This window comes from Microbulbifer sp. GL-2 (assembly GCF_007183175.1).
Lineage (GTDB): Bacteria > Pseudomonadota > Gammaproteobacteria > Pseudomonadales > Cellvibrionaceae > Microbulbifer.
Window position 1 is genome coordinate 3,635,471 of sequence record NZ_AP019807.1, and the last position, 26,157, is coordinate 3,661,627.

General features: G+C 50.6%; 23 protein-coding genes. 13 read left to right on the forward strand and 10 right to left on the reverse strand.

Annotation, left to right across the window (positions count from 1 at the left end):
* Positions 1–3: 3 nt before the first annotated feature.
* From GL2_RS15920 to GL2_RS15940, 5 genes are all read right to left on the reverse strand, one after another.
* On the reverse strand, positions 4–2,028 hold the full coding sequence (locus GL2_RS15920; protein ID WP_143731569.1) for an acetyl-CoA carboxylase biotin carboxylase subunit: 2,025 nt from the start codon (positions 2,026–2,028) through the stop codon (positions 4–6).
* Positions 2,028–2,831: an enoyl-CoA hydratase/isomerase family protein gene (locus tag GL2_RS15925; RefSeq protein WP_143731570.1), complete on the reverse strand. Its 804-nt coding sequence runs from the start codon at positions 2,829–2,831 to the stop codon at positions 2,028–2,030. The genes GL2_RS15920 and GL2_RS15925 overlap by 1 nt, the downstream gene beginning before the upstream one ends.
* Positions 2,832–2,840: 9 nt before the next feature.
* On the reverse strand, positions 2,841–4,007 hold the full coding sequence (locus GL2_RS15930; protein WP_143731571.1) for an acyl-CoA dehydrogenase family protein: 1,167 nt from the start codon (positions 4,005–4,007) through the stop codon (positions 2,841–2,843).
* Between the two features lie 80 nt (positions 4,008–4,087).
* Positions 4,088–5,695 carry an acyl-CoA carboxylase subunit beta gene (locus GL2_RS15935; protein ID WP_143731572.1) on the reverse strand — a complete coding sequence of 536 codons (1,608 nt, stop codon included), beginning with the start codon at positions 5,693–5,695 and terminating at the stop codon, positions 4,088–4,090.
* Entirely contained in the window at positions 5,695–6,588 is an 894-nt protein-coding gene (locus GL2_RS15940; RefSeq protein WP_143731573.1) for an SDR family oxidoreductase, read from the reverse strand. The genes GL2_RS15935 and GL2_RS15940 overlap by 1 nt, the downstream gene beginning before the upstream one ends.
* A 207-nt stretch (positions 6,589–6,795) precedes the next feature.
* On the opposite strand from GL2_RS15940, the gene GL2_RS15945 reads away from it, so the two are divergent.
* Together GL2_RS15945 and GL2_RS15950 are read left to right on the forward strand one after the other, a co-directional pair.
* Positions 6,796–7,440 (forward strand): TetR/AcrR family transcriptional regulator, encoded by a 645-nt coding sequence (locus tag GL2_RS15945; RefSeq protein ID WP_143731574.1) that lies wholly within the window; start codon positions 6,796–6,798, stop codon positions 7,438–7,440.
* A gap of 181 nt (positions 7,441–7,621) precedes the next feature.
* On the forward strand, positions 7,622–10,123 hold the full coding sequence (locus tag GL2_RS15950; protein WP_143731575.1) for a hypothetical protein: 2,502 nt from the start codon (positions 7,622–7,624) through the stop codon (positions 10,121–10,123).
* Here the strand turns inward: GL2_RS15950 and yciH are convergent.
* Entirely contained in the window at positions 10,120–10,443 is a 324-nt protein-coding gene (gene yciH, locus GL2_RS15955; protein WP_143731576.1) for a stress response translation initiation inhibitor YciH, read from the reverse strand. The genes GL2_RS15950 and yciH overlap by 4 nt on opposite strands.
* A 190-nt stretch (positions 10,444–10,633) precedes the next feature.
* On the opposite strand from yciH, the gene GL2_RS15960 reads away from it, so the two are divergent.
* A complete protein-coding gene (locus GL2_RS15960; protein ID WP_143731577.1) occupies positions 10,634–11,467 on the forward strand; it encodes an ion transporter in 834 nt (277 codons plus the stop codon).
* 128 nt (positions 11,468–11,595) lie between these two features.
* On the opposite strand, the gene GL2_RS15965 is transcribed toward GL2_RS15960, so the two are convergent.
* On the reverse strand, positions 11,596–12,060 hold the full coding sequence (locus GL2_RS15965) for a PaaI family thioesterase (protein WP_143731578.1): 465 nt from the start codon (positions 12,058–12,060) through the stop codon (positions 11,596–11,598).
* Positions 12,061–12,170: 110 nt separating this feature from the next.
* Here GL2_RS15965 and GL2_RS15970 point away from each other — a divergent pair, with 110 nt between their 5' ends.
* From GL2_RS15970 to GL2_RS15985, 4 genes are all read left to right on the forward strand, one after another.
* The gene (locus GL2_RS15970; protein WP_143731579.1) at positions 12,171–13,313 is read left to right on the forward strand and encodes a serine hydrolase; all 1,143 of its coding nucleotides are present in this window, start codon (positions 12,171–12,173) and stop codon (positions 13,311–13,313) included.
* Positions 13,313–13,540: a SlyX family protein gene (locus GL2_RS15975; protein WP_143731580.1), complete on the forward strand. Its 228-nt coding sequence runs from the start codon at positions 13,313–13,315 to the stop codon at positions 13,538–13,540. Before GL2_RS15970 ends, GL2_RS15975 begins: the two co-directional genes overlap by 1 nt.
* A 572-nt stretch (positions 13,541–14,112) precedes the next feature.
* On the forward strand, positions 14,113–14,760 hold the full coding sequence (locus GL2_RS15980) for an OmpA family protein (RefSeq protein ID WP_143731581.1): 648 nt from the start codon (positions 14,113–14,115) through the stop codon (positions 14,758–14,760).
* A 383-nt stretch (positions 14,761–15,143) separates the two neighbouring features.
* Positions 15,144–16,229 (forward strand): sorbosone dehydrogenase family protein, encoded by a 1,086-nt coding sequence (locus GL2_RS15985; RefSeq protein WP_143731582.1) that lies wholly within the window; start codon positions 15,144–15,146, stop codon positions 16,227–16,229.
* A 351-nt stretch (positions 16,230–16,580) separates the two neighbouring features.
* Here GL2_RS15985 and GL2_RS21995 read toward each other — a convergent pair whose 3' ends face one another.
* Both GL2_RS21995 and GL2_RS15995 read right to left on the reverse strand, forming a co-directional pair.
* Positions 16,581–16,934, reverse strand: a complete 354-nt coding sequence (locus tag GL2_RS21995) for a discoidin domain-containing protein (protein WP_232053851.1) — start codon at positions 16,932–16,934, stop codon at positions 16,581–16,583.
* A complete protein-coding gene (locus GL2_RS15995; protein WP_143731584.1) occupies positions 16,835–19,234 on the reverse strand; it encodes a discoidin domain-containing protein in 2,400 nt (799 codons plus the stop codon). The genes GL2_RS21995 and GL2_RS15995 overlap by 100 nt, the downstream gene beginning before the upstream one ends.
* 967 nt (positions 19,235–20,201) lie before the next feature.
* Between GL2_RS15995 and GL2_RS16000 the strand changes: the two genes are divergently transcribed.
* The 4 genes from GL2_RS16000 to GL2_RS16015 all read left to right on the forward strand — a co-directional run bounded on the left by GL2_RS16000 (position 20,202) and on the right by GL2_RS16015 (position 22,812).
* Complete coding sequence (locus GL2_RS16000) at positions 20,202–20,666, forward strand: hypothetical protein (protein WP_143731585.1); 465 nt, start codon at positions 20,202–20,204, stop codon at positions 20,664–20,666.
* Between the two features lie 358 nt (positions 20,667–21,024).
* The gene (locus tag GL2_RS16005) at positions 21,025–21,534 is read left to right on the forward strand and encodes a hypothetical protein (RefSeq protein WP_143731586.1); all 510 of its coding nucleotides are present in this window, start codon (positions 21,025–21,027) and stop codon (positions 21,532–21,534) included.
* A 70-nt stretch (positions 21,535–21,604) separates the two neighbouring features.
* Positions 21,605–21,973, forward strand: coding sequence for an STAS/SEC14 domain-containing protein (locus GL2_RS16010; RefSeq protein WP_143731587.1), 369 nt, complete (start codon positions 21,605–21,607; stop codon positions 21,971–21,973).
* A 35-nt stretch (positions 21,974–22,008) separates the two neighbouring features.
* On the forward strand, positions 22,009–22,812 hold the full coding sequence (locus tag GL2_RS16015; RefSeq protein WP_143731588.1) for a class I SAM-dependent methyltransferase: 804 nt from the start codon (positions 22,009–22,011) through the stop codon (positions 22,810–22,812).
* Between the two features lie 73 nt (positions 22,813–22,885).
* Here the strand turns inward: GL2_RS16015 and GL2_RS16020 are convergent, their stop codons facing one another.
* Positions 22,886–23,107, reverse strand: coding sequence for a hypothetical protein (locus GL2_RS16020; RefSeq protein ID WP_143731589.1), 222 nt, complete (start codon positions 23,105–23,107; stop codon positions 22,886–22,888).
* Between the two features lie 417 nt (positions 23,108–23,524).
* Here GL2_RS16020 and GL2_RS16025 point away from each other — a divergent pair, with 417 nt between their 5' ends.
* A complete protein-coding gene (locus tag GL2_RS16025) occupies positions 23,525–24,898 on the forward strand; it encodes a glutamate decarboxylase (RefSeq protein WP_143731590.1) in 1,374 nt (457 codons plus the stop codon).
* A gap of 359 nt (positions 24,899–25,257) precedes the next feature.
* Positions 25,258–26,001, forward strand: coding sequence for a sporulation protein (locus tag GL2_RS16030; RefSeq protein ID WP_143731591.1), 744 nt, complete (start codon positions 25,258–25,260; stop codon positions 25,999–26,001).
* The last annotated feature ends 156 nt before the right edge of the window (positions 26,002–26,157 follow it).

Here is a 26,157-nt window from a genome sequence, read left to right on the forward strand (position 1 = left end):
CCTTTAGGAAGTAGCGTCGCTGGGGATTTTGGCGGTTTCCGTGGGAGCGGCTTCGATCTGAACTAACAGCTGGCCACCGCGTACCTGGTCTCCTTCACAGGCGCCCAGTTTAATTACGGTACCGTCGCGGTCTGCGCGTAGGGCGTGCTCCATTTTCATGGCTTCCATTAAGGCGATGGTGTCTCCCCGCTGAACTCTTTGATTGGGCTCAACCAATACCTGCACCAGGCAACCGTCCATAGGGGCTGTGATGCGGCCACTGCCTTCATTAAGGCTCGATTTGGCTGGGGCGTGGGTGATATCGACAAAATGAAATTGCCTGCCGTCTAACAGGAGATGCAGATTGCTTTGGTTGGCTAGGAACAGGCTCTTTTGGCTAACGCCATCCAGCAGGAGTTCAGCGCTATAAACTCCACTAACTTTTTGTGATTTCTCAAAGTGGACCCACTGAATCAGGAACTGCTGATCGCCTACCAAGATTTGATAAGAATTATTTACTAACGCCAGCAGCTCACAGTTTAGGGTTTGCCCTGAAATTCCCAGTCGATAGTTGATTGGCACGCTGTTGTCGCCACTGCGCCAGTCACAGCGGCCGCTACGCCGATCCTGGGGGTTGGCTTGGTGCAAGTGATTAAGTAGTGCGGCTTGGGCTGCAATTACTGCTGGAACCGATTCTGCGGATGTCAGCGTGCTGTTTTGGTCGAGAAAACTGGTATCGGCATCGCCAGCGATAAACTGTGATTCGGCCAGGATCTTCTGCAGGAAATGGATATTGTTTTTAGGGCCGATAAATTCCAGCTGGCTTAGGGCTTGGGTTAGCTTGCGCCGAGCTTCTTCTCGATCCTGCCCCCAGGCAATTAATTTGCCGAGCATGGGGTCGTAAAATGGCGTAATTTCGCAACCACTTTTCAAGGCGTGGTCGATACGGATTCCTTGCCTCTTTGGCGCCATCCAGTGGAGCACTTTTCCGGCCTGGGGCAGGAATTGTTGTTCCGGATCTTCGGCATACAGGCGGACTTCAATGGCATGCCCCTGCTGGGTGACTTGTTGCTGGGAGACGCATAGGGCTTCGCCGCGTGCTACTGCCAGTTGCCAGGCTACCAGGTCAAAACCGGTTACCATTTCTGTTACCGGGTGCTCTACTTGCAACCGGGTGTTCATTTCCAGGAAATAAAATTCGCCGCTGGGGCAGAGTAGAAACTCTACGGTGCCCGCGCCTAGATAACCGCAGGCTCGCGCGGCGGCGACTGCGGCTTGCCCCATTTTTTCCCGCAGTTGGGCGTCGACCGCTGGGGAAGGGCACTCTTCGACCACTTTTTGATGGCGTCGTTGTACGGAGCAATCCCGCTCCCCCAGGTGAATACAGTTGCCATGACGATCCGCAAATACCTGGATTTCGATATGGCGAGCATTGACCAGTGCTTTTTCCAGAATTAATTCGTCGCTGCCGAATGCACTCATCGACTCACTGCGGGCGGCGCGCAACTGGGAGGCCAGCTCGTTGTCCCCGTGAGCCAGGCGCATGCCGCGCCCACCACCGCCTGCGGCGGCTTTGATCATGAGGGGGAAGCCGATGCGCCGCGCCTCGGCGATCAGGGTGTCGTCGTCCTGGGCACCCTGGAAACCGGGAATACAGGGTACGCCGGCAGCGGCAACAAACTCCTTGGCTTTGCGTTTGTTGCCCATCAGTTCTATGACTTCGGCACTCGGACCAACAAAACGCAGTTCATTCTCTTCGCAAGCGCTGGCAAATTCCGCGTTCTCAGCGAGAAAGCCGTAGCCGGGGTGGACGGCGGTGGCTCCGGATTTTTTAGCCGCGTCGAGAATTTTTTGGATATCCAGATAGGACTCCGCCGAAGTCTGCCCGCCAATTGCCACGGCGATATCGGCAGTTTGTGCGTGTAGTGCATCGCGGTCCGCGTCACTGTAGACGGCAACTGTGCGATAGCCCTCTGCCCGAGCAGTACGCATAATACGCAGTGCGATCTCGCCGCGGTTGGCGATTAACAGGGTCTCTGCTGTCGACATCAGTGCTGCCACTCCGGTGATCGTTTTTCCAGAAATGCACGAGCGCCTTCGCGCCCTTCATGGCCTTGAATTGCGTGGGAAAATTTCTCTGCGGCGCCGTCGAGTAATTGACCGAGGGCAGTTTCGTCACTCACCCGTGCTGCATCCAGCAAGATTTGCTTGGTAGTTGCCAGGGCGCCGGGAGCGCAGGCATTGATTGCGCCCAGGTGTTCCTGCAATGCGCTTTCGAGGTCTTCGGAATTATCGAGTAACTGATGGATTAAGCCAATTTCCAAGGCCTGCTGTGCATTGACTTTTGCTCCGCTGAGGGCGAGGCGTCGGGCCTGGGAAAGGCCGACCCGCGCCACTACAAATGGAGCGATTTGTGCAGGCGGTAAACCCAGGCGGGTTTCCGGCAGGGCAAAACGACAACTGTGATCGGCGATAGCAATATCGGCACTGCAAGCGAGCCCAAAACCACCGCCCATTACAGCACCTTCTAATACCGCAATGACTACTAGTGGAGTGCGATTAAATTGCTCCATCAATTCGCCGAATCGGCGGTTGAGGTGGAAGAATGCATCGCTATTGCCATTACTCGCGCCCTGTTGTGCGTTGAGCATATCGGCAATATCACCACCGGCGCAGAAATTGTGTTCTGCACCGCGCAGCACCAGTACTCGCACCTGCGGGTCTTCCTCTGCTTCCGCAAGTTTTTGCAGAAGCTCATCCACCATTTGCAAACTGATGGCGTTGCGCTGTTGTGGCCGGTTTAGGGTGAGATGGCAGGCGATGCCAATGGTCTCATTAATAATTGTCTGCATGGCCTGACCTCACGCGGTGGGTTTGCGTTTGCCGGGCAGTATGCCCATCAGCTTACAGATAATACCGAGCATTACCTCATCTGCACCGCCGCCGATAGCGGTGAGGCGGCTATCCCGGTAAGCGCGGTTGATTACAGTCTCCTCGATATAGCCCATGCCACCCCAGAACTGCAGGCACTGATCTGGAATGCTGCGGGATAGGCGGCCCGCCTTGAGCTTGGCCATGGAGGCGAGGGTGGTGACATCTTCACCTGCCACATAAGCTTCCACCGCACGCCAGGTTAATGAGCGCAGGCACTCCACTTCGGTCTGCATTTCTGCGAGTGCAAAATGGATGGTTTGGTTGTCGATCAATGGCGCTTTAAAGGCATGGCGTTCGCGCACATAGTCGATGGTGCTGTTCACACAATTCTCCAGGCCTTTTAAATTCAGTGCGGCGCCAGCGAGGCGTTCTTCCTGGAATTGCAGCATCTGTAACAGGAAGCCGGCACCTTCATCGCCGATACGGAAATGTTTGGGCACCCGCACATTGTCAAAAAAGATGGGGGCGGTTTCCGATGAGCGCATGCCCAGTTTGTCGAGCTTTTCACCGATACGCAGGCCCGGTGTCTTCGCCGGAATAATAACCAGGGATTTGTTACTGTGGGATTTCCCTTCGCTGGTGTTGACCAGAGCGCAGAAAAAATCGGCGCAGGGGGCGTTGGTGATCCACATCTTACTGCCGTTGATCACATAGTCATCGCCCTCACTTTTGGCGGTGGTTTTAATTGAGGCGACATCGGAGCCGGCGCCGGGTTCAGATACGGCAATTGCGCCGATCATCTCTCCGTTTACGGCGGGGATCAGGAATTGTTCTTTGAGGTCCTGGCTACCAAAATTTGCCAGGGCAGGGGTACACATGGAGGTCTGGACTGAAATTGACAGGGGCACACCACCGCAGTGGGCACCGCCCAGCTCCTCCAGGAAAACTGTTTCATAGCTGAAATCGAGGCCAAGGCCCCCGTAGTCACTGGACTTGCTGATGCCGAGCAGACCGAGGCCGGCCAGTTGCTGGAAAATTTCGCGGATAGGAAAGCGACCGGCCTTTTCCCATTCTGCCACGTTGGGATTGATCTCCTGTTGTACAAAATTTTGTACGGTGCGCTGCAGTTCCCGGTGTTGATCGCTGAGTATCATTATTGTTTTCCCTGCCTTGAAGTGTGAACCCGGTGATTTTGAAAATGGGCAACGGCACTTCCTTGTTGCCCCGCGTTTTTTTAAAACCTCGCCACGCCGAAGGTATTTTTGTTCAGCCTGCTGTGCTCGGATTCACTGCAAACCTCCAGTAACATACCCAAGAGTTTGCGCGTATCACGGGGATCGATAATGCCGTCGTCCCACAGGCGGGCGCTGCAAGCGAGCGCACCGGAATTGCCCTGCATAAAGGCACTGGTATCGTTTTCCAATTTGTCCAACACCAGTTCATCCACACTGCCGCTGCGTTGCATTTTCTGCTCAGTGACTATGCGCATAACCTTGCCGGCCTGGGCCGCGCCCATTACCGCTGTGCGGGAATTGGGCCAGGCAAAAATAAAGCGGGGATCAAATCCGCGACCGCACATGGCGTAGTTGCCGGCCCCATAAGAACCGCCGATGACAATACTGAGTTTGGGTACACTGGCATTGGCCACGGCCTGAATCATTTTGGCTCCGTGCTTGATAATACCGTTGCACTCCACCTCGGTACCCACCATAAATCCAGTGGTATTGTGTAAAAACAGCAGCGGGGTACCGCTCTGTTCGCACAGCTGGATAAACTGCGCGGCCTTATTGGCCCCTTTGGGGGTGATGGGGCCGTTATTGCCAATAATGCCTACTGGAAAGCCTTCGATACGTATGTGGCCACATACTGTCTGCCGGTCAAAGTCCGGTTTGAAATCCAGCATGGCGGAGCCGTCGGCAATTCGCGCAAGAATTTCGCGCACGTCATAAGGCTTTTTGCTGTCTGACGGGATCAGGCCGAGCAGGTCGTCGATAGGGTGGAGTGGATCTTGGTAATTTCTTTCTAAGCTATTCTGTTTTGGCGAGGGTAGGACGGCGACAATTTCCCGTGCCATACGAATGCCATCGGCATCATTTTCGGCCAGGTAATCGCCACTGCCGGATTCGCTGCAGTGCATTTCTGCCCCGCCGAGACTCTCCTCATCGGCAATCTCACCGGTAGCGGCTTTAAGCAGGGGCGGCCCGGCTAAATACATACCGGTTTGCCCGCGCACCATTACCACGTAATCGGACAGTCCCGGCTGATAGGCGCCGCCGGCAGTAGCGCCACCGTGCACAACGGTTATCTGAGGGATACCGGCGGCGGACATGCGTGCCTGGTTGGCAAAACCGCGTCCACCGGGGGCAAATGTATCAGTGGCATACATTAAGTTAGCGCCGCCACTTTGTGCCAGGCTGACCACCGGCAGGTGATTTTCCAGTGCGATGCGCTGCATACGCAGTGCTTTATCCATTCCGGCAGGAGAGATAGTGCCGCCTTTCACCGCGTAATTATCCACTCGCACCATACAGCGACGCCCGCTGATCTGGCCGATGCCACAAATAGCACCGCCGCCAGCGCCGCTACCATCCTGATCGTCGAAGAGTTTGTAGCCGGCGAGTGAGCACAGCTCTATAAAAGGGGCTCCGGGATCAAGCAGCAGGTTGAGGCGCTCTCGCGGCAGTAGCCAGCCGCGATCTCGGTAGCGGGCAGCCTTGTTTTTTTCCGCCTTTACCGGGCGCTGTTCAGCTGCGCGAAATTCATTGATCTGCTCGAGCATCGCGGCTTTGTTATCGTTAAATTCCGTCGAGCGGTTGTCGAGCTGGGAATCAATCGGCTGCATTAGAGCTTGCCCTCCGCTTCCAGCTCTTTCACTACCTGAGGCCTGTGTTTCCGATGGAATCCGTTAAAACGCTTGGAAGTATTGGCCGCTTGTGGTTGCCACAGGGGGGAGTGATGTTTCAGGCTGGAGCCTCCATCGATGCGCAAGGTTTGCCCGGTAATATAACTGGCCGCATCGGAAAGCAGGAAGCACACTGCACCACTCACTTCCGCCTCCTCGCCCAGCCGGTAGAGGGGAATACTGTCGCGAAATCCCGGCAGCAGCTCGCGCAGGAAGTCAGGATCGTAGGTGTCAAAACCGCTGGAAAGAATATAGCCGGGCGCCACGGCGTTGATTCGAACCCCAAACGATGCCCACTCAAGTGCTGCGGTTTCTGTAATATTTTCCATGCCCGCGCGAGCAGCACCGGAGTGCCCCATCATCGGCATTCCGCCGGTATTGTCCGCAGTGATATTTACGATGCTGCCGCCGTGTTTTTTCATCGATTGCACGAATACTTCGCGAGACATCAAAAAGCCGCCTAACAAATTACTGCGCACGACTGCATCGAAGCCCTTGGTATTAATCTGTTCAAGGGGAGCGGGAAACTGGCCTCCGGCATTGTTCACCAGTCCGTGAATCCTGCCCTGGGTCTGAACGATTTGCCCTACGGTTTCCTGCACACATTCTTCATTGCGGATATCCAGGCTGTACAGACTGCACTCACCACCATCGTTATTGATCTCGCCGGCAACCCGTTCCAACTTGTCCTGTTTGCGCCCGATCAGCACCACGTGGGCGCCTAGACTGGCCAGCTCATGGGCGATACAGCGGCCGATACCACTGCCGCCGCCGGTGACAACATGAGTCTGTTCGCTAAAGCTGCCGGGGCGCAGCTGGCTTTGATAGCGCATGAAAGTTTCCTTTAATGTCGAGCCATTAAGGCTTGTTCAGTTTTTATTGTTCTTGTCGGCGCTTGCGCCTGCCTGTGGGAAAACGCAGAATAGCTTAACGCTACCAAGCAAGCGCTTGGTATTCAATAGCTGGCGTCTATTTGATTGTAAATTCATGGGGCCGCTAATATTCCGGATTGATTGTCCGTATAGATACTGGAGAAACTCGTGCGAGAAAGCGCGCAAGCACTGGCGGAGGCGCCAACAGAATTATCACCACAACAATTGATAGGGGCCCTGGTTGATGAAGGCCTGTTAACGGACCCGGCCTCTCCCCGTGGGCGCCTACTGAATGCGGCTGCACGCCTGTTTGAGCAGAGGGGGTTTGCCCGCACCACCGTACGTGATCTTGCTGCAGAAATCGGCATACTTTCTGGCAGTATTTTTCATCATTTCGCCAGTAAGGAGCAGATCCTCTGCGGAGTAATGAAAGAGGTCACTATCTTTGCCAGCGCCAGGATGCGTAGTGCTGCAGAGTGTGCAGGCTGTCCGCAGGAGAGGTTACTGGCCTGTATTCAGTCTGAGCTTGAGGCTATCCACGAACAGGCGGTGCCCGGTTTTTCCATTTTAGTAATGGAGTGGCGCAGCCTGTCTGAGGAAAGCCAGGGGGACGTGTTGCGGCTGCGTGAAGAGTATGAACAGATTTGGCTGGATGCGATTATTGCGGCCAAATGCCCCGGTGACGATCCTGCGCTGGTGCGGCGGCTTTTGGTGGGGGCGTTGAGCCACACCTATAGCTGGTACAAGCCGAGGGATAAGGGGCTGACTATCCCAGAGCTGGCTGCGCGGATATTCCAGATATTTACTCCCTGACCCTTTCAATCAGGCAAAGTGCGCCAGAAAACTGTGCACCTTGCCTCCTTTCCTGCCAATTTTGAGGTCTCGACCAGTTTCCTGAGAACTGGTGCGCACCTGATTTCCTTGGAATCTTTTACTCTGCGCGCAAGATGTAATAAATGTGACAATTTACGTCACTAGTTGACGGGAGAGGGAGATGGCGGGCCAGGATTTATACCAGGTAGTTTCCACGGGAAGGACACTTCACGCCAAAAATTCGGATCAAGTGGTAAGGGATGCTGCACAATTGTTTTCTATCCCCGAGGCCCAGGCACGCAGGTTATTGCTGAAAGGCTGGGTGATCAGGGATCAACTGGCATCAGCCCAGGCTCTGGAGTTCCGCGCTGGCTTGCAGAAAATTGGCTTGCGTGTGGAGGTCTGCCCCGCAGGTAAATTTGATAACCAGCAGCTGATTGCCCGGATCAAAGTAGCCCAGCGACGAAAGAACCAAAGTGTTGCGAAAAAGCCCTCAACGGATAAAAGGCTTGCCAATGGAAGTACTGTTAGCTCAGCGCGAGATGACCAAGCCAGAAAAGTAAAATCACGCACGGAGACCTCTGTAACACGGGAGCCTGCAAAGGACCTAGAGCAGGTTTTTGGAGATAAACAAGCTACTGTTCCATCCGCTGTTGCCAGGGCTTGTTTCGGGCTGCTTCCGGCTTTGGTGTTGCCCATTATTTTCCTTGGTATTGCGGGCCTGTGTTTATACGGGGTTGGTTATGCTCTCTGGCAGATTCCCCTGGCGGTGTGGCAGGGAGAGCTGACTGGTGGAGTTATTGCCTATAGCTTGTTTACTGTGGCCTTCCTTTTATTTCTACTTTTACTCCTGGTTGCACCCTACCTGTGGTTTCCGCGGAATATCCAGCCCAAGTCCGGCGAGATAAGGCTAAATCGTGCCGAGGGCAGGGATCTTTTGCGTTTGTTTGACCAGCTTTCCCGAAGGACCAATTTACCGAAAGTACAGGAGGTCACTCTCGGTCCCGATGCCCAGGTTTTCAGCTCTCCTGAATTTACGCAGGTCATACGCCAGCAGCTACCTATTCACTTGGGGCTCTCCTGTGTGGCATCCATGCGTGGCAGTGAATGTCTTGCCCTGGTGGCGCGAGGGCTGGGTATCTATCAGGGAAAATTAACCGGGATATTGGCGTGGTTGGTATTGGATGGTGTCCGTCGCTTGGAGTTGATGCAGTGGGCACTGGAAAATGAGCGCAGTGCGTTATGTACCAGTGGGGAACCGAATCGTTTACAAAAGCCCTTGCATCGAATGCTGGTTACTTGTGGTCACTTCTTACTGCCGATGGTCGAGCGCCTTGAACACCTGCACCGTGCCATGACCCGGGGCAGCGCCAGGTTCCTGGAGTCCCGTGCCGATCTCTGGGCGGCAGATTTGATTGGCAGTGAGGCATTTGCGGGCTTTGCTGAAAGGTGGCATCGGCTGATACACGCGGACTTGATTGTATCTGAGACTGGCCGTGAGGCCGCGGCCTTGGGGCAGCGCTTTGAAAATATTTCAACCGCGGTTGCCTGGACCCTGGACAACCTGGATGAGGAAACCCGGAAGGCCATAGAGCTGGCCATGGGACAGGCCAGTGATCCCTGGGATATTTGTGAGGCTGCGGATTTAGAGCGTATTGAGGCGGTGAATCAGCGCGGCTTGAATGGGCGGATTCTACGTGAGATTTCCCTGTCTGATCTGTTTGTCGATTTTTCCCAGGTGGCGCAGGCGAGCAGTGCCGCCCATGCCGGACCTGACTGTCAGGTAGTGGAGAATCGTCGCCTGCTCTGTTCCAGTCGAGAGGTGGATGAGGCTGTACAAGTGTTGGAAGAGTACTTTAATCGATATCCTCCACTGACGTTGTTACCGTTGCGTCGACCGGTTTCAGAAGAGATGCAGGAGATGGATTTGCAGGCCAGTATCGATTGGTTACGCGGCAAGCTGGTCGATTTAGGGGAGGTGCGCGAGCGCAGTCAGAAGTTGCGGTTGCGTATGGTGGCTATGCAATTAGGTGCGGCAATGATCAGGAACAAGCTGAGCATTAATCCGCAGAACTACTCTCTGCAAAGCAGCAGTCTCGCATCAGCTCAGGAAATGGCTGCGCTGAAACGATCAGAGCTGGAAGAGAGTGAAAAACAGCTACAGCATATATACACCGTATTTTACCAACGGCTGTGCCTGGCCCTGGTGGCGATGCCGGCCAGAGAGCGGCAGGAAGCACGTAACCTGTTGCGCCATTTGGCGGCCTACGACGCTCTCGCGACGCACTTGGAAAGGCTTGGCGGCTACTCTGCCAGCTTGTCGCTATTTGCCCAGAATCTGTCGCAAAATCTGGCTGAGCGAGAACTGGTACAGAAATACCTGGCCCTGAGTGCAAGGGAGCTGGATGCGACTTTTGCTACGGTGGAGTCCTCGGACTTATTCAAAGCACAGGGGCTCGACAGTGCCTTATGTATCAAGGCTAAGCGCGAACCCCTGCAGCTATTACCAAAGCGTCACCATGAGGCCTTGGCGATGGTGCAGTCGATGGAATCCCGCTGTAAATATGCCAGGTCGGTGATTTTCGAGCACTACCAAGTACAGCTGGCCTCCTTGCTGAGTCGCTGTCTCAAGCGGGAACAGCAATTACAGTTGAATCCATTGCGCCTGTTGCGCACAGTTTAGCCGCCAGCCAGTTTTACCTTGTAATTCTTGGATTCCAGTAGCGCCTTGATTTCCGGGCGTTTGTCGCCCTGGATCTCGATCACGCCATCTTTCAGGGCGCCGCCGCAGCCACAGCGCTTTTTCAGTTCCGCCAGTAGCAGTTTCAGCTCGCTGTCGGTACCGGTAACCCCATGTACACAGGTTACCCCTTTGCCCTTGCGCCCCTTGGTCTCTCTTTGGATACGCACTGTGCCGTCCCCCTCGTGACGCTTCTCCACAGAAGTTTTTTCTTTGATGCGACCGCGGTCGGTGGAATAGACGAGACGATTTTCTTTGGCCATGGCTGGGGACTCCACGATAAACAGTTGTATTCTTGAATTGGGCGCGATTGTGCCCGAGCTATAGAAGAAGTCAAAGGGGCTCAGCTTAACTGAAAGGTAATGGACCCGGTGGAAATTAGGGGCGACCAGCGCCCTCCCAGAGGTTAGAATTTCGCCGCAAATTGATAGCAGCAAGTGGTTGAGGTGATAGATGGCGTTAACTGGACGTCGAAAACTGCTCAATGAGGTGATCTTCGGTACAGATACCCCCGCCGGACGCAACTTTGATGTTTTTTTGATCTGGGCGATTTTGATCAGTGTGTCCCTGGTCCTACTGGCTTCGATTGGCACTATCGCCGAACGTTTTGGACAGCTACTGATCGGTCTTGAGTGGGTCTTTACCGGGCTATTTACCATCGAATACTTCGCGCGTATTTACTGCTCGGTGAATCGCCGCAAATATATATTCAGCTTCTATGGAATTGTCGACCTGCTCGCAATCCTTCCCAGTTACCTGGCCCTGCTCTATACCGGTGCGACCTACCTGTTGGTGATCCGCCTGCTGCGGGTATTGCGTATTTTCAGGATTCTGAAACTGGTTCGCTATTTGCGCGATGCCAATATCCTGTTGCGCGCCTTAGGGCTTGCCCGGCGAAAAATCCTGGTGTTCTATGCCAGTGTCCTGGTGATGTGCATCCTTTTTGGGGCGCTGATGTTTGTGGTAGAGGGGCCTGATCACGGTTTCACCAGTATTCCCACCAGCGTTTACTGGGCCATTGTCACGATCACCACAGTGGGTTACGGAGACATCTCACCACAGACCCCATTGGGACAGGCAATTGCCGCCATGACTATGCTGATCGGCTATTCGATTATTGCGGTTCCCACTGGGATCCTTACCGCTGAGCTGGCCGGGGAGATGCACCGCGAACGCACCCAGTTGGCCTGCAATAACTGCAGCCGTAGCGCCCACGACCCGGATGCGGAATACTGCAAGTTTTGTGGGCATAGGCTGGAGGATACGGAAGAGGCGCCTGAAGTTTGATCAGTTTGAATTTTTTGGCTGCAGTCTATTGCTAAATCGGCCTGGAAAGGACGGCAGACAAGTGGGATGGCAAGGCTGCTCTGGACAAAGGAAATACAAAGTGGTGCTTATCTGAGCGGTGGAGGCCGTTACCAGCTGCCCGGTACAAGCACAGCGATAACTTCCGCCTTCGCACATAAGTGGTCATCGCTGTAGAGGTCGCAGTGTAATACGGTTTTTTTCCGGCTGCGCCCGACAATGGAGGCTTCGAGGAGTAGTGGTTTGTCAATTAATGCTGGAGCCAGGTATTTGATATCAAGCTTGCCTGTGGCATACCAGATTTTCTCTCCGGCCCCAACTTCGCGCCCAGCCTGTAAGTAGCCATCAGCGATAGCGGTGCAAACAGTGTGGCAGTCGATCACTGTGGCGATAATTCCGCCATTTAAGTACTTTGCAGGTCCGGCGTTGTGGAACGGGCTCGGAGTGAATTCACAACGGGTTTGATCCTGGGCACTCCAAAAGCTCTTGATGCGTAGTCCTTGGTCATTGTCCGGGCCACAGCCGAAACAGTGGTTGCCCTGAATCTGGTCCTGAATGGCGGTTTCTTGATTCATAACTATCCCTCACTGTGGACGCGCAATACTACTGATTTGCGCCGCGGAGGGGAAGAAACTACCCTTGCGGACCTCCAATAGAGTTACCCGAATTATCTGGACGTAGATACATGGAAATATACGGCTTTTGCGCCCCCGGATTTGAAGCGCTTTACGATGCTTTTGCCAGGAATTTTCGCGAGTGTGGGGATACTGGTGCGGCCTTCGCCGTACGCCAGCATGGTGAACTGATCTGCTCCCTGTGGTCTGGCAGCGCCGACCGGGACGCAGAGCGGCCTTTTACAGAGGACACGCTGGTTAATGTGTTCTCTTCCAGTAAGGGAGTCCTTGCGCTGTTGGCCATGCAGCAGGTGGCCGCGGACAAGCTGGACCTGGATCGCCCGGTGGCTGATTACTGGCCTGAATTTGCTCATGGCAAGGAAACTGTCACCGCGCGCCAGTTGCTTTGTCACCGCAGTGGCCTGGTTGCCTTCAGTGAGCGGGTTAAGGACAGTCTGATTTATGACTGGCAAGCGGCTTGTGACGAAGTTGCACGCGCCGAGCCCTGGTGGGCTCCCGGCAGTAAACAAGGGTATGCACCTTTTTTATACGGCTGGAGCCTGGGTGGGTTAATCGAAAGGGTTGCACAAAAATCGCTATTGGAACTTTATCGGGATATGCTAGCCCAACCCCTCGATCTCGATGGGGGATTTGGCGCTGAGGGTCATAAATCCCAACGTATTGCTGATGTAAGCCCGCTGAAGCAACCGCTTCATGAGCTGCGTGAAAATGCTATCGGTCGCGCGATAAAAGAGGATCGCAAGGGCCCGGTAGCCATGGCTTTCAGTAACCCGGTCAGCCTGATGATGGGAACCAATAGCCGCGAGTGGCGCGAAGCTTTGATTCCTGCGGCGAATGGCCACTTCAGTGCGCGGGACCTGGCAGCGGTTTATGGTGACCTGTCAAAAGAAAACCCCGAGACTTTGCCGAAAGAGTGGGTTAGAGAAGCTTCCCGGGAACAGAGCCATGGTCGCGATATGGTACTGCAGGCCGAGGTGAGTTTTGGCTGCGGCTTTATCCGCAGTAGTAGTGCAGCGGATCTGCGTTTTGGCGGTAGCCGGGGTTTTGGTCACCCGGGTGCAGGTGGAAGCGTGGGATTTGCTGACCCCGAGCGAGGTTTGGGAATCGGATATATCACCACTCGTTTAGGGCAGAGCCTGTTTATGGACCGGCGCGCGGTAGGACTGGTGGAATCGTTATATGGGTTGCTGTAATGAGTGAGGAAGTTTTGAAACTGGCCGAACGCATTGATGAACTGGAAGGCCGTCTCGCTTTCCAGGAAGATACCATTTCTCAGCTAAATGATGTTATTACACGTCAGGATGCCGACATCCGCGGCCTTGTCGCGCGTATGCGCGAGCTGGGGGAAAAGTACGGTGCCCTGGCCTTTGAAGTGCAGGGTGGGGCGAAGCAGCAGGATGAAAAGCCACCGCATTATTAAAAGATGTTTGGCGCAGAAAACATTAAAATAAATGTTGCGCCATTTAGTAAGACAAATAAGTACAAAAGCGTCTAAAAAAAGTTTGTCCTCTGACGCTAGGGGTATTGACAAACTTTTCCACATAAGAAAGTGGCACTGGCGACGCATTAAAATTAACTGAAACAGCCGGTACATTATTTTTATTGACTACTCTAACTTATTGTTTTTACAGGAAAAATTAAAAAGTTTAAAAAATGTGCAAAACGCTACAGGCAAGGATCCACGCTGTATGGCGTTGTCCTTTGCTAATTAATGCACAGAGTTATCCACAGAAGCTGTGGAAGAATAGGGGGTTGGGCACTTCTCAACCATCGAGTTTGTACCCGGGTACATCTCTGCAGTAACTGGTGATGCGCAATGGGGACTGGTCAATAGATTTGATGGTCACTTCGTCGTAGCCTTCACCACATTTCACAGGGTTGATTCAGCCGCCGGTCAGCTAGCGCGTTGAATAATGTTGGGACTGTGCAGGAGCACTGGGCTTCAGTACATCCCGATACCCGTTATTTAAAAGAGAGTTAGGAGAACCAATAATGAAACATTGGGTAGCAATTCTTGCAATGGGCTCACTGGTGGGCTGTTCCACACTGGACCCTTACACAGGCGAGAGTAAAACCAGTAATGCCGCCAAGGGGGCGGGAATTGGCGCGGTGGCTGGTGCTATTGTGGGCGTGGCAACTGCGAGCAAGAAAGACCGTAAAAAGGGCGCGCTCACTGGCGCTCTGGGTGGTGCGGCTATCGGTGGTGGTATTGGCTACTACATGGATCGTCAGGAAATGGCTCTACGCCAGCGCCTCGAAGGCAGTGGCGTACGAGTGCAGCGAGAAGGCGACAACATCCGCCTGATCATGCCTGGCAATATCACCTTCGGCACCAATCGTTCCGATATTCGCTCCGATTTTTATGATACGTTGGAGTCTGTAACCGTGGTTCTGCAGGAGTTTGATAAAACGGCCATTCGCGTAAGCGGGCACACTGACAGCACTGGCTCGGATGTTCACAACCAATCTTTGAGTGAGCAGCGTGCTAACTCTGTAGCAAATTTCTTTAGCAATGGCGGTGTTTCCTATGGCCGTGTACAAGCTGTTGGTTATGGTGAGCGTTATCCGCTGGCCAGCAACGACTCCGAATCTGGACGTCAGGCCAATCGCCGTGTAGAGCTTGAGCTGCTGCCTTTGTAAAAGCGCAAAATACGGCTGCCATATGTGCGGCTTCCCGCAGCGTCCATAGAAAATTGCCGTGGACGCTGCGGCCCTCCAATAATTGTATTTGTCCCGAGCTTCAATCCTGTTAATTCGCTTCCATATCCTGCCTATTTGGTGTACCCAGCTAATTACGCCTCCATATTCCCTGGTAATAACCAGCTTACGGAGATAACCGGAAACTGAGAGCTGCCACTGGTTAACCATAACAACTTTCAGTGAATTGTGAGTTAGTGCAGGTTTAGGACGTTAACTTAACACTTTGGCGTATCTACACTGGATTTTATCCCATGTCTCTTTTGTGAATTAGCCAATAAGCTTGTCTGTCGATAAGATGGCCTTTTACCTATTGGTTGACAATAATGAAGCGGATATTGCTAACAAGTTTACTTTTCTCACCACTGGCACAGGCTGAAATAACACTTGAACAACTAAAAGTGCCTGAAGGCTTTGAGCTTAGTTACTTTGCTGAAGATGTAGAGACTGCGCGCCAGCTCGCCCGTTCAGAATCGGGTACTGTTTTTTCAGGTTCTTTCAGCGCTAAAAAGGTGTATGCCCTCAGAGATACAGATAATGATGGCAAAGCCGATAAGCGTTGGTTGCTAATGGAAAATCTAAGGGCCCCAACAGGCATTGCTTATAGGGATGGTGATCTGTATGTGGCTGATATTAATAAAATTATTCGATTTAAAGATATAGATAAGAATCTGGATAAGCCAAGCTCTGAAGTGGTTTACGACCAGTTTCCAACCGACGGGCATCATGGTTGGAAGTTTTTGCAGTTTAATAAAAGCGGGCAACTAATAGTTCCCGTAGGGGCGCCGTGTAATATTTGTGATGCCGATGAAAATTACTCTAAGATATTTTCTTTGGATCTGGCCTCCCAGCAAGTAAAAGTGATCGCCAGCGGTGTACGTAACTCTGTAGGTTTTGATTTCCATCCGCAAACAAACGAATTGTGGTTTAGTGATAACGGCAGAGATATGATGGGCGATGATATTCCGCCGTGTGAGATAAACAAGGTGAGTTTTGAGGGGGAGCATTTTGGTTACCCTTATTTTCACGGCGATGATATTGCCGATCCGGAATTTGGTCAGGGGAAAAAAGCTAGCGATTTTTCCCCACCAGTATTGAATTTGGGGGCCCATGTGGCGCCCTTGGGGATACATTTTTATCGAGGCAAGCAATTCCCAGAGCAATATCAGCAACAGCTTCTGGTCGCTGAACACGGTTCTTGGAATCGAAGTGAAAAATCCGGGTACCGCGTAATGCTGGCCACAGTTGAAGACAGCAAAATTACTGGATATCAGCCAGTAATTACAGGATTTATGCAAGAGGAAACGACATTTGGCCGCCCGGTAGCCTTTTTGGAAATGCCTGACGGCAGCATACTGATTTCAGATGATTTCGCTCATAAGATCTACCGTCTAACTTATAGTGGTCTGTAGAGACAACTGAAAGCTGCCCTTCATAAATATCTAAGGAGTCTACTTTGATGCTTAGACTGCTCTTTTTACTCTCCCTTTTAAAGAAAGTGTAGCATGTCATTATTATTGTATGATTCTGATCAAGATAAGAGTGGGGGCTAAAGCGCACCGAAAATACGGCTAGATGACTCTTCGCGAGCAATTCGAAGTTCATCATTTCAATATTTCTTTGGGGCAGGTTGACAGCACCTTGTAATCAGCGGGTGCCTCTCGCCTTGTTGGCATTGTTTGATCATTTAATTTGGGATTTACTTCCATTCGGTGTGTAGGCAGTAAGCGGGGCACCATCAGCTTAGCGTTGCCCCGAACTACTTAGAGAGTGCCTATTTCCCAGATAGAGTAACCGTAGGGAGTGTTGCGCTCAGTGCAGTCAACTTTCAGGTAGCGGTAGTTGCTCTCTACTGTGATAAAGTCGCTACGCTCACCGGCCTTCATCCCGGAGAAGGACTGGATGTTGACCCAATTGTTGCCGTCAGTGCTGCCCAGTAAAGTATATGTGGCGGCATTGGCGGTTTCCCAGTCGATGCGGACTGAATTAATAACCTGTTGCTCGCCCAGGTCGTAAGTCAGGCTGACATCGTCGAGGCCATGAGCACTTTCCCAGCGCGTGTTGTGGTCCCCATCAATTGCCAGTTTGGCGCTTTGCAGTTCTGAAGTGGCGGAGATGTTTGAGTCTTGCCTTTTTTTCCTCTGAGGTTCAGTTCCCAAATGGAATAGCCATAGACGGTGCTCCGCTCGGTAAAATACAGGCGTACATAACGGTAGCTGCCACCGAGCGTATGTTCATCAGTTCTCTCACCGGCATTGCCCCCGGTGAAGTCGACCAGCGTTGCCCAGGTAACAGCGTCGTTACTGCCTTGTACCCTATAAGCTGAGGCATTCGCATGTTCCCAGTCGATAGAGAGGGTTTTGAGTGATTCAGCTTCGCCCAAATCTAAAAGAATCCAGGCGGAGTCGCCGCCGTGGGCACTTTCCCAGCGGGTGCTGCTGTCAGAGTCAATGGCATTTGATATGGGTTGGATTTCGTTGCTGGCTGTGACTGTCGCTTGGGCAATCAGATCCTGGTCACCGGTATCATTATCATTGCTGTCGCCCCCAGAGAAGTAAATATTGTCGATTTCGATATGGCTGATTTCTCCATTCACACCGAGTAGCTCGAACAGCTGGATTACGTTCGACATATCCACCTCATCGCTAAAGTCACTGAGCGGTATGGAGATCTGATGCCATTGACCGTCACGAACAAAGCCATAGGGGTCGGCACCACTGGTAAAGTCGATCCATTTCTGCCCGACATTGCCGATGCTGCCGCTCTTCATACCAATTTGAAAGCTGGTGGTCGAGCTGGACTTAAGGGCGAAATTGAGGGTTGCAGTACCGTTATCAAACGCCGATAGGTCGTAATAATTATCAGCGGTAAAGGACATGCCGAACCAGCCGGCACCGGCAGAGGTATAGGATAGAGACTCTGATCCTTCGTATGGTGAAGAGGAAACTTCTAGCAGGGTTTCTTCCCAAATATACAGATTGCCATCAGTGCCCAACTCGAAAGATGAGTTGGCCTCGATAGTCTCGCTGTATAGAGAGAAGGTGCCATTCGGAGATCTTTTGTCAAGGCTCTCACTAAAATAAACATCATCTATGGATAGTACAAAGACTTCTGTTGATGCATCGCCGCGTATCATGAGGGCCTGGTTGATGGTATGAAAGTCCACTCCAAATTGACTGAGGGGGATACTGACCAAGTGCCATTGGCCATCCCATTTCAGGCCAAAAGACTCGCCATCTGGGTTTAGGGCAACCCATGCTTCGCCACCGTTGGTACTAGCGAGCCCGATTTCAAAACCCTGGTTTCCAGTGCTTTTCATACGGAAGTTCAGGTGACCATTTTGATAATTCATCAGGTTCAGATCGTAATGCATCCACACTCCCATGCCGAACCAGTCGCCTTCGGCTACTTTGAATTCCAGCGAGTCGCTGTTATTGAGGCCTTCCATGTTGTTCCATACATAGAGTTCGGTATCGGTGCCGAGACGAAGAGATTCAGTGATTTCACTGCCTTCACCGATAATACCCAGATTTCCTCTTTTTGCAGTATCGGCGGCTAATGTGAGTTCGGTACTATAGCTGGAATCGTCATTGTCGTAGATACGTACATAGTCAACATACATCTTGGCGGGCATGGGTGCAGTGATTTCATTGTTATCGTATATCTGTGGGAAATTCCCACCAACCGCCAAGTTTAAAATTAAAAAATGCTTTTGCTGAAATTCACTGAATGCGGGATTATCTGTGTTGATGCTGATTATTTCATTTGCTTCGTCATCCACCCACATAGAGATTTTTTCCGGTGTCCAGGTCATACCGAATATATGGTAATCTTCAGTAAGGTTACTGCTGGATTGAAAATCTTCTATCAGATTCTTGGATTGACCGTAATCTGCTTTGCCTGTGTAATCATCTGATTCGTGCCGCCAATGGAAAGCACCAGAGACTGCGGAATTTACCTTGCCAGCATTTAGAGCTTCAGCCATACCCGCTTCCAGAATATCTAGCTCACCGCATGCAGGCCAGCCAGCCTGGCCGAAATCATTTCCTAGTTGCCAAAATGCTGGCCATAGACCGGATTCCAAGTCCGGCAGTTTAATACGGGCTTCAATTGTGCCGTATTTATAGGACATGCGGCCGATGGATTTAAGGCGGGCAGAAGTAAATTTACCATCGGCGCCTCTCAGTGCCTGAATCACCAAGTTACCGTTTTCTATATAAGCGTTATCACTGTTATCGGTATAATTTTGCAGTTCGTTGTTGCCCCAGCCGGAGTTGCCAACATCGTAAGTCCAGACTGAAGTGTCGATGCTGTCACCGTCGAAGTTATCCTCCCAAACTAAAGTTTTTGAGTTTACAAGTGAAGATGCTAATGCCGCTGAAAAGGCCAGCGTAATCGCTATTTTTTGTATAAGCATTTTTTTGTTTCTTTGTTGATTGCTAAAAGCCGGAGGAATAATAATATTCTTCAGTCTGATTCATGTAAGTCTATGGCGAGCATGAATGAGTGTGCCTCTAGATCGGAGAGGTTTTTTTCCTTCGACCTGAAGGTATCTATGAGATTGTAATAGTATTATTGTTATAGTTTTGAATTTTTTCAGATGGCTTGGTCTTGGTCGATAAATTAGAGAGTTGAAAAATATTCACCTCAAAATCACTTTAATAGGTTATTGGCCGCTATACATAAAGTCTATCAAAGCATTTTTTCTGTGGGGTGTAGCTAAGAGACCTTTGTCTTAATGTTGGTCCCGCTTGTCGCAAATGCTCTTAATGTTTTATGCGTTTGTGAAAAAGGGGGGCATCTGCATAGTTTGATTGATTGGCGTTGTAGGGTGGTTTGTTTTTTTGATGTTTTATGATTTGAGTTTTTTTAAATGTCTTGGTTGGGATTGAGTGTGGTAGAAGTTGGTGTGTGTTGTTTAAAGTGAAAATTACGAATCAGCAGAAGGCGAAGGCAGCGCAGAAGTCCTAAGTAGAGATTTTTTGTCTTCAACGATTTCTTGAAGGCATTTGTATAGTGTGCGATAAATTTGATCGATGCGGTTTTCGATATTTTTACGGAAGTAAGTTGACCTATTGGCAGATAAAATATTCTGTAGTCGTATCACTGCTTGATTGCCAATGTTGACGTTGGCACCGAAGCTGCTCTTTAAAAATGTTGGCTTAGTGTAACGCGCCATCAAGCTACTGCACATAATTCTCATTGCCCGCAAGGGCTTCTAGTAATAGATAACGAGAAGCAATATGTGAAGAAGTAAGGCGTGGTCAATAAATGATCATTATTCATCGAGAATAATACAGGTAAAGAAAAGGAGCGTATTCTTCGAGAGTTCCCGACTTGTGCTATTTCTAAAACAGCGATAACGCAAATAATGGAGATATATTGTGCAGCGTCATATTAGCCCAGCAACCTTTGCTCTGGGATTTGTCTTTATTTTCCTTAATCTGGCGGCCACGTTGGGGTATGCAGTGGAGAAAGCCCCGGTTGTACCCATTTCCAACCTGGAAATACGTTTTACTGAGGCGGTGATAGTGGCTCAAGTGGAAGTTATCGGGATTCACCGGGATATTGATAGTGCCTTGTCAGAACAGGGTGTTACGGCAATTTCCGGGTATGTCTACTCAGCAGTGCCTGGGCAGGTATGGAAGGGAGTCGTGGCGGACCAGATTACCTTTCGCCTGGGATTGGAATACTGTGATATGAAACTGGAAAAAGGAGAGAGATACCTGATCTTTGCCAGCCTGGACAGTTACGGGCGGTTACAGCTTCGCAGTTGTGATGCAGCGGTGATGGAGTCAGAGGCAGAAGAACTCCTAGCCGAACTTAGGGAATTTACCACCCAGGGCTGAGGGAGCTTATCAAGCCTGTCAGTGAGGTTGTTGTTCAAAGACTGGTGAATAGAACTTCCCGTTGTAAGTCATCCTCTATTTACAGCAATCCAAACTCTCCAGGAAGAGGTCAGTTCCTTGAACTACGCCAATGCCGGGTTATTCTTATCAGTATTGGCGTCATCTTCTTTTGATCGATTTACGTTGAATTATGATTGCGCTGGCGTCAAAAGGCCTTAGGGCCAGCTATTATTGTCGCATGGATGCCATGTGAGGCGAGCCCACATCACCCAAAATTGTGGGCCCAAAAGCTTTAGGGCTGGACCGGCCTCGCAATAAGTGTTTTTCCTGAAACCGCTTGGGGTCGAGAGGTCGACGTATGAAGAAGTTATTGATTCCACTGATCATTTTGTTGTTGATCATCGGATATTTTATGTCGCGGAGTGGCGAGCATAAGGCCAAAGAAGCGTATGATTCGATGAATCAGCCGAAAAGCGAGCAGATGAATGACAACTCCATGCCGGCTGATAGCGGCAGTGGTAGTGACTCCTCTTCTCCTAATGGCACCTCTACACCTCCTGATGGTATGGGTAACCCGGATACTCAGATGCCGCAGGAATCTGACCAGACTGATCCGACACCTCCGGGAGGAGGCGCTTCTTCCAGTCCTGATGTTCCTTCGGGCACTGATCCAACCCCCACTCCTGGTGAGGCTGGTTCGGCCAGCGATAGCGATACCACTCAAATGGGCACAAATCCTGCTGGAGAAGCCGTTGAAGACACCTCAAAGGAAGCTGAACAAGCGGTGGAGGGCGCCGAAAACCCCAGCGGAACGGATACAGGCACGGATGAAGGTATGGAGAGCAATTCGGATCAGCCCCAGCGCTGATCCGGCATAAACTCAGGAGATGGATGGGTAAGGGCTGCCTGTTGAGGTGGCCCAAAGCTATTTTGAAAGAATGATTGAGCATAAATGGTTTCAGGGACATAAAATCCTAGAAGTAAGGCCCAAGGGAAAGTTTACTGCGGAAGACTTCCACCAATTGGCTTCCCAGGTTGACCCGGTGATACGGGAGCAGGGCAGAATCCAAGGGCTATTGATTGATGCACAGGATTTTGCCGGCTGGGAAAATTTTGTGGCGATGATTACTCATTTTCGTTTCGTGCATGATCACCAGAGGCATATTCAAAGAATTGCAGTAGTGTCAGATAACCCTGTTTTGAGTTTTATGCCGCACCTGGTTTGCCATTTTATCAGCGCTGAAGTACGTCCCTTCACTTTGAGCGAAAAAAAACAGGCTCTGGAATGGTTGGAAAATCCGGGTTAGCATCGCCCACCTTTTAACTGTTTTATGGAGTGCCGGTGAGCCCAACATTGGCCATTATCGCGGCTGCACCTGATAATCTTGCTGTCGCGGACCAACTTTCCAGTCAGCTCGACCTCCCCTGTCTGGGAGTGTCAAACCCTACAGACATCAGCGATTTTGCCCAGGTGTTACGTTGTGGTGAACAAATACAGCTTTGCGCAACAGGACGTAAGGCTCCTGGACCTGTCGTAGTCGATTTTGTTGCGGGTACCATGGCGCACAGGCGTAAATTTGGTGGTGGCAAAGCACAGCCAGTTGCCAAGGCTGTAGGTGTTCGGCCCGGTTTCCACCCTCGTGTTTTGGATGCTACCGCTGGGCTCGGGCGCGATGCCTTTATTTTGGCATCTGTTGGCTGTGAGGTACTGATGCTAGAGCGCAATCCGGTAGTTCATCTGTTGTTGCAAGACGGTTTACGGCGCTTGCGAGAGGCGGCGGTCCTCGATCCAGAATTGGCAACGGTGGCAGAGCGCCTGTCCCTGGCCGACAGAGAAGATTCCGCCGGCAACTGGCTAGCGCAACAGGCGGAGGAATCCTGGCCGGTTGTCTTCCTGGATCCTATGTTCCCACCGCGAGGTAAAAGTGCCAAGGTAAAGAAAGAGATGGTGGCTTTTCATCACTTGGTGGGGACTGATGATGATGCAGATGATCTTCTAGAGCCTGCTCTTAAGGCCTGCTATTACCGTACGGTGGTAAAGCGCCCCAAGTTGGCGCCACACTTGAGCGGAAGAAAACCTGCATTCGCTCTCGAAGGTAAGTCTGGACGTTTTGATATCTATACCAAGCACGGTGTGCCGGGTTAAGAATCAAAATGATACAGTTCACTAGTTGACAGAAAAGACGGCCTTTGGCGCTGTGATTTGAGCTATCGCATTATTAAGCATAAAAAATAAGCAAAATACGCACTGTCATTCTCTCAGCATGGCCACAACTCAATAGGTTGCCCTGATTGTCTTGTGAGTGCATATCCATATTTGTGCTGTGATGATGTAAAAGCTCAATAGAGTGGCCTGTTGCCTGTGAGGCGAGATGAGGGTGGACTTCAGCAACCAGGTATTCTCCAATAGAAACCTTCTCAATTACGGCACCAGGCCCCATACGACGGTCACTGTTGCTACCAGCCTGAATAAATAACCGATGTTGGCATATGAGGGGATACCGATAATTATTTTATCGGTATTTCCGCTTTGTTTCTCTTGACTGCCAAGTTGATTGCGGTACACAAAAGCCGGTTTCTATATCGATGGTTTCTGTATGGTTGCCGATTTAATGGTATTGAGCGGCACTAAATGCCTTAGGTAAGAAAGCCAGGGTTTCCCGGCAGAATTGCTCTCTTGGAATTTGTTCTGGTGGTGTCCTATTTCCACCGAATCTACTGGTTGTGCCCGATTCCAGGGTCTATGTTCCTGGTACCTGATGGAACCCTGATTCTGCTTGCGCAAACCTATCTGACGTAATGGGGTAGGTAGTTTCAGCTGATTTCTGTGTCATTGGCGAATAACAAGGAGATTTGCCATGAAAGAAAAATCCCCATTTGACATGTTCTTTGATGAGTACAATGAGGATATTCCTGAGGATCATTTCCCTCGCAATGGCATCTCCGCTTATGCCGCAGAATCGATTGTCACCAGTGAAACCTGGTCCGATGCCAAGCCGGCCATGAATTTATCTTCATTTGTAACCACTTTTACCGAGCCAGAAGCTTTTGAAGTAGCGAAGAAACACTATCTCAAAAACTATATCGATCACGATATGTACCCGCAATTATTCGCCATGGAGGCGAGAATGGTGCGCTGGTTGCACGAACTTTGGAATGGCCCAGAAGATGTGGAACCCTACGGTGCTGCGACTATTGGGTCCTCAGAAGCCTGCATGTTGGCAGGGCTGGCCCATAAGTGGAATTGGCGAAAACAGCGGGAGAAAGCCGGCAAGGATGCAAGCAAGCCTAACCTGGTCACTGGTGCCAATGTTCAAATTGTGTGGGAAAAATTTATGCGCTATTTCGATGTGGAACCTCGCATCGCCCCACTTAAGCCAGGGCATTACCGCTTCACCAGTGAGCACCTGGGTGAACTGGTGGATGAAAACACAATCGCGGTAGTAGCCATTGCCGGGCAGACATTTACCGGCGAGGATGACTCTTTTCGCGCTATCCATAAATGGTTAGATAGTTATCAGGAAAAGACCGGTCACGATATACCTATGCATATTGATGGAGCTTCCGGTGGTTTCGTTAATCCATTTTTATACCCAAACTATCACTGGGATTTCCGCTTGCCACGGGTGAAGTCAATCAATGCTTCGGGGCATAAATTTGGACTGGTGCCACCGGGTTTGGGTTGGATAATTTTTCGTGAGCGTGCCGTGTTTGATGAGGATTTAATGTTCTATGTAAATTACTTGGGTGGGGAGATGCCTACTGCCACCCTGAACTTTAGCCGCAATGCTTCCACGGTGGCCTATCAGTATTACAATTTTATTCGTCTTGGTTTTAAGGGGTACCAGGATATTATGCAACATACCCTGGAAAATGCGCAGACTCTGCGTAGTCGATTGGTAGAGAGTGGGTACTTTGAAATTATGAATAAGACCCAGCGCATACCTGTAGTGGCTATGACCCTGAATGATAATGTTACTAACTTCAATGAATATGATATCTCGGATAAGGTGCGTGAGCGTGGCTGGGTGTTGTCAGCTTACTCGATGCCGCCTAATGCGCAGTCAGTCAATACTTTGCGTATTGTAGTACGTCCCCATCTTAATTTAAATGCTGTAAATGGACTCGCGGAGGATATCATCCATGCCTGTGACTGGCTGAAACAACATGGTGGCAACGCTAGCCCGCCAAAACTGCATGATCCACAAAAAGTGGCGCCGAGTAAATGTTGAGAATACCGTTTATCTGTTGGTGAAATCACTTTTAAAGTGTTTCATGGTTTTCTAAAAAGTTGGCGCTTGTGGCTAAAAAATTAATTGTTCAATGCCATTGATTTCCACAAGGCCGGGGTGTTTATCCTTGCCGTGTATTTTGAGTCAAGTGCTCAACTTAATTGGTGAGTTATTTAAGACCTTAAGAGCCAATCATGATCAATAATTGAGATACATTTGAATGAAGGATATGCTTTTGCTGGCTCAACTGTTATAAAGCAAATGGATTGAGATTATGCGGTTACAGTTTGTCGTGAAGTAATTGTGCATAATTTTTGTCCGGCGTCGCTTTAATTTGTCAGTATTTTTAGAGGAAATCCATGTTTCAAAAGTTAAAAGCATCTTTGGGTATTGGTGCTGCAAAGGTAGATACGGTATTGGAAAACAGCAGTATACTTCAAGGTGATGTCCTTAAAGGTAATATCCATATCGTAGGCGGAGATGTAGAGCAACAGGTTGATGCTATCAATTTGAAACTCTGCACCGAGGTAAAAATAGAAGACGATAACGGGATCAGCTATCAGCACTTTGTTCTTGATAAGATCCAGGCTCTTGAGCCATTTTTGATCAATGCAAATGAAATCAAGCAGTTCCCCTTTGAGCTTAAGTTAAATGATGAAACTCCTATTACCTCGCTCAATGCCCGTAAAAACCAGTGCCGGGTTTGGCTTGAAACGGCACTGGATATTGATTTTGCTCTGGACCCCAAAGATAGAGATCTATTACAGGTAAGGCCTTTACCTGTCGTAGAGAAAGTGATTACCGCGATAGAGCGGGGTGGATTCAACATAGTAAAAGCAGATGTTGAGAAAGGGTACCTGAGAGGAGGAAGCTTTTCTTCAAAATCTGGTTGTTATCAGGAAATTGAGTTCAAGAATACAGGGCTCCTGAGCGCCAAGGAAATTGAGCTGTCATTTGTCTTGGAAGGCGGTGTGGTTCACTGTTTGGCAGAGGTTGATCGTAAGTTCGGTTTGCGTGGCGATCAATACCATTCTTTTACTCTGGGCTATGATGCGGATGACAGAGACGTTGCCTCGGCTGTCCAATCAATTTTAGCCTTATAGTTGGTGGCGTGATTCACATAGATATGTCAATTAGCCGGTGAGTTAGTCGGGATTCATTCACGGCCTGTTTTTTTGGTGATAATGCCCTTAAAACCTTACCCACAGCAGTTCAGTAGCAGCGATTGCTGGCCATAAAATACTGTGGGTTAGCCGGGC

Excerpts from the sequence above, each read along its gene's own strand:
- GL2_RS15920 (WP_143731569.1), bottom strand. The coding sequence starts at position 2,028 with ATGTCGACAGCAGAGACCCTGTTAATCGCCAACCGCGGCGAGATCGCA.
- GL2_RS15925 (WP_143731570.1), bottom strand. The coding sequence starts at position 2,831 with ATGCAGACAATTATTAATGAGACCATTGGCATCGCCTGCCATCTCACC.
- GL2_RS15930 (WP_143731571.1), bottom strand. The coding sequence starts at position 4,007 with ATGATACTCAGCGATCAACACCGGGAACTGCAGCGCACCGTACAAAAT.
- GL2_RS15935 (WP_143731572.1), bottom strand. The coding sequence starts at position 5,695 with ATGCAGCCGATTGATTCCCAGCTCGACAACCGCTCGACGGAATTTAAC.
- GL2_RS15940 (WP_143731573.1), bottom strand. The coding sequence starts at position 6,588 with ATGCGCTATCAAAGCCAGCTGCGCCCCGGCAGCTTTAGCGAACAGACT.
- GL2_RS15950 (WP_143731575.1), top strand. The coding sequence starts at position 7,622 with ATGGCGGGCCAGGATTTATACCAGGTAGTTTCCACGGGAAGGACACTT.
- yciH (WP_143731576.1), bottom strand. The coding sequence starts at position 10,443 with ATGGCCAAAGAAAATCGTCTCGTCTATTCCACCGACCGCGGTCGCATC.
- GL2_RS15960 (WP_143731577.1), top strand. The coding sequence starts at position 10,634 with ATGGCGTTAACTGGACGTCGAAAACTGCTCAATGAGGTGATCTTCGGT.
- GL2_RS15965 (WP_143731578.1), bottom strand. The coding sequence starts at position 12,060 with ATGAATCAAGAAACCGCCATTCAGGACCAGATTCAGGGCAACCACTGT.
- GL2_RS15970 (WP_143731579.1), top strand. The coding sequence starts at position 12,171 with ATGGAAATATACGGCTTTTGCGCCCCCGGATTTGAAGCGCTTTACGAT.
- GL2_RS15975 (WP_143731580.1), top strand. The coding sequence starts at position 13,313 with ATGAGTGAGGAAGTTTTGAAACTGGCCGAACGCATTGATGAACTGGAA.
- GL2_RS15980 (WP_143731581.1), top strand. The coding sequence starts at position 14,113 with ATGAAACATTGGGTAGCAATTCTTGCAATGGGCTCACTGGTGGGCTGT.
- GL2_RS15985 (WP_143731582.1), top strand. The coding sequence starts at position 15,144 with ATGAAGCGGATATTGCTAACAAGTTTACTTTTCTCACCACTGGCACAG.
- GL2_RS15995 (WP_143731584.1), bottom strand. The coding sequence starts at position 19,234 with ATGCTTATACAAAAAATAGCGATTACGCTGGCCTTTTCAGCGGCATTA.
- GL2_RS16005 (WP_143731586.1), top strand. The coding sequence starts at position 21,025 with ATGAAGAAGTTATTGATTCCACTGATCATTTTGTTGTTGATCATCGGA.
- GL2_RS16010 (WP_143731587.1), top strand. The coding sequence starts at position 21,605 with ATGATTGAGCATAAATGGTTTCAGGGACATAAAATCCTAGAAGTAAGG.
- GL2_RS16020 (WP_143731589.1), bottom strand. The coding sequence starts at position 23,107 with ATGGGGCCTGGTGCCGTAATTGAGAAGGTTTCTATTGGAGAATACCTG.
- GL2_RS16025 (WP_143731590.1), top strand. The coding sequence starts at position 23,525 with ATGAAAGAAAAATCCCCATTTGACATGTTCTTTGATGAGTACAATGAG.
- GL2_RS16030 (WP_143731591.1), top strand. The coding sequence starts at position 25,258 with ATGTTTCAAAAGTTAAAAGCATCTTTGGGTATTGGTGCTGCAAAGGTA.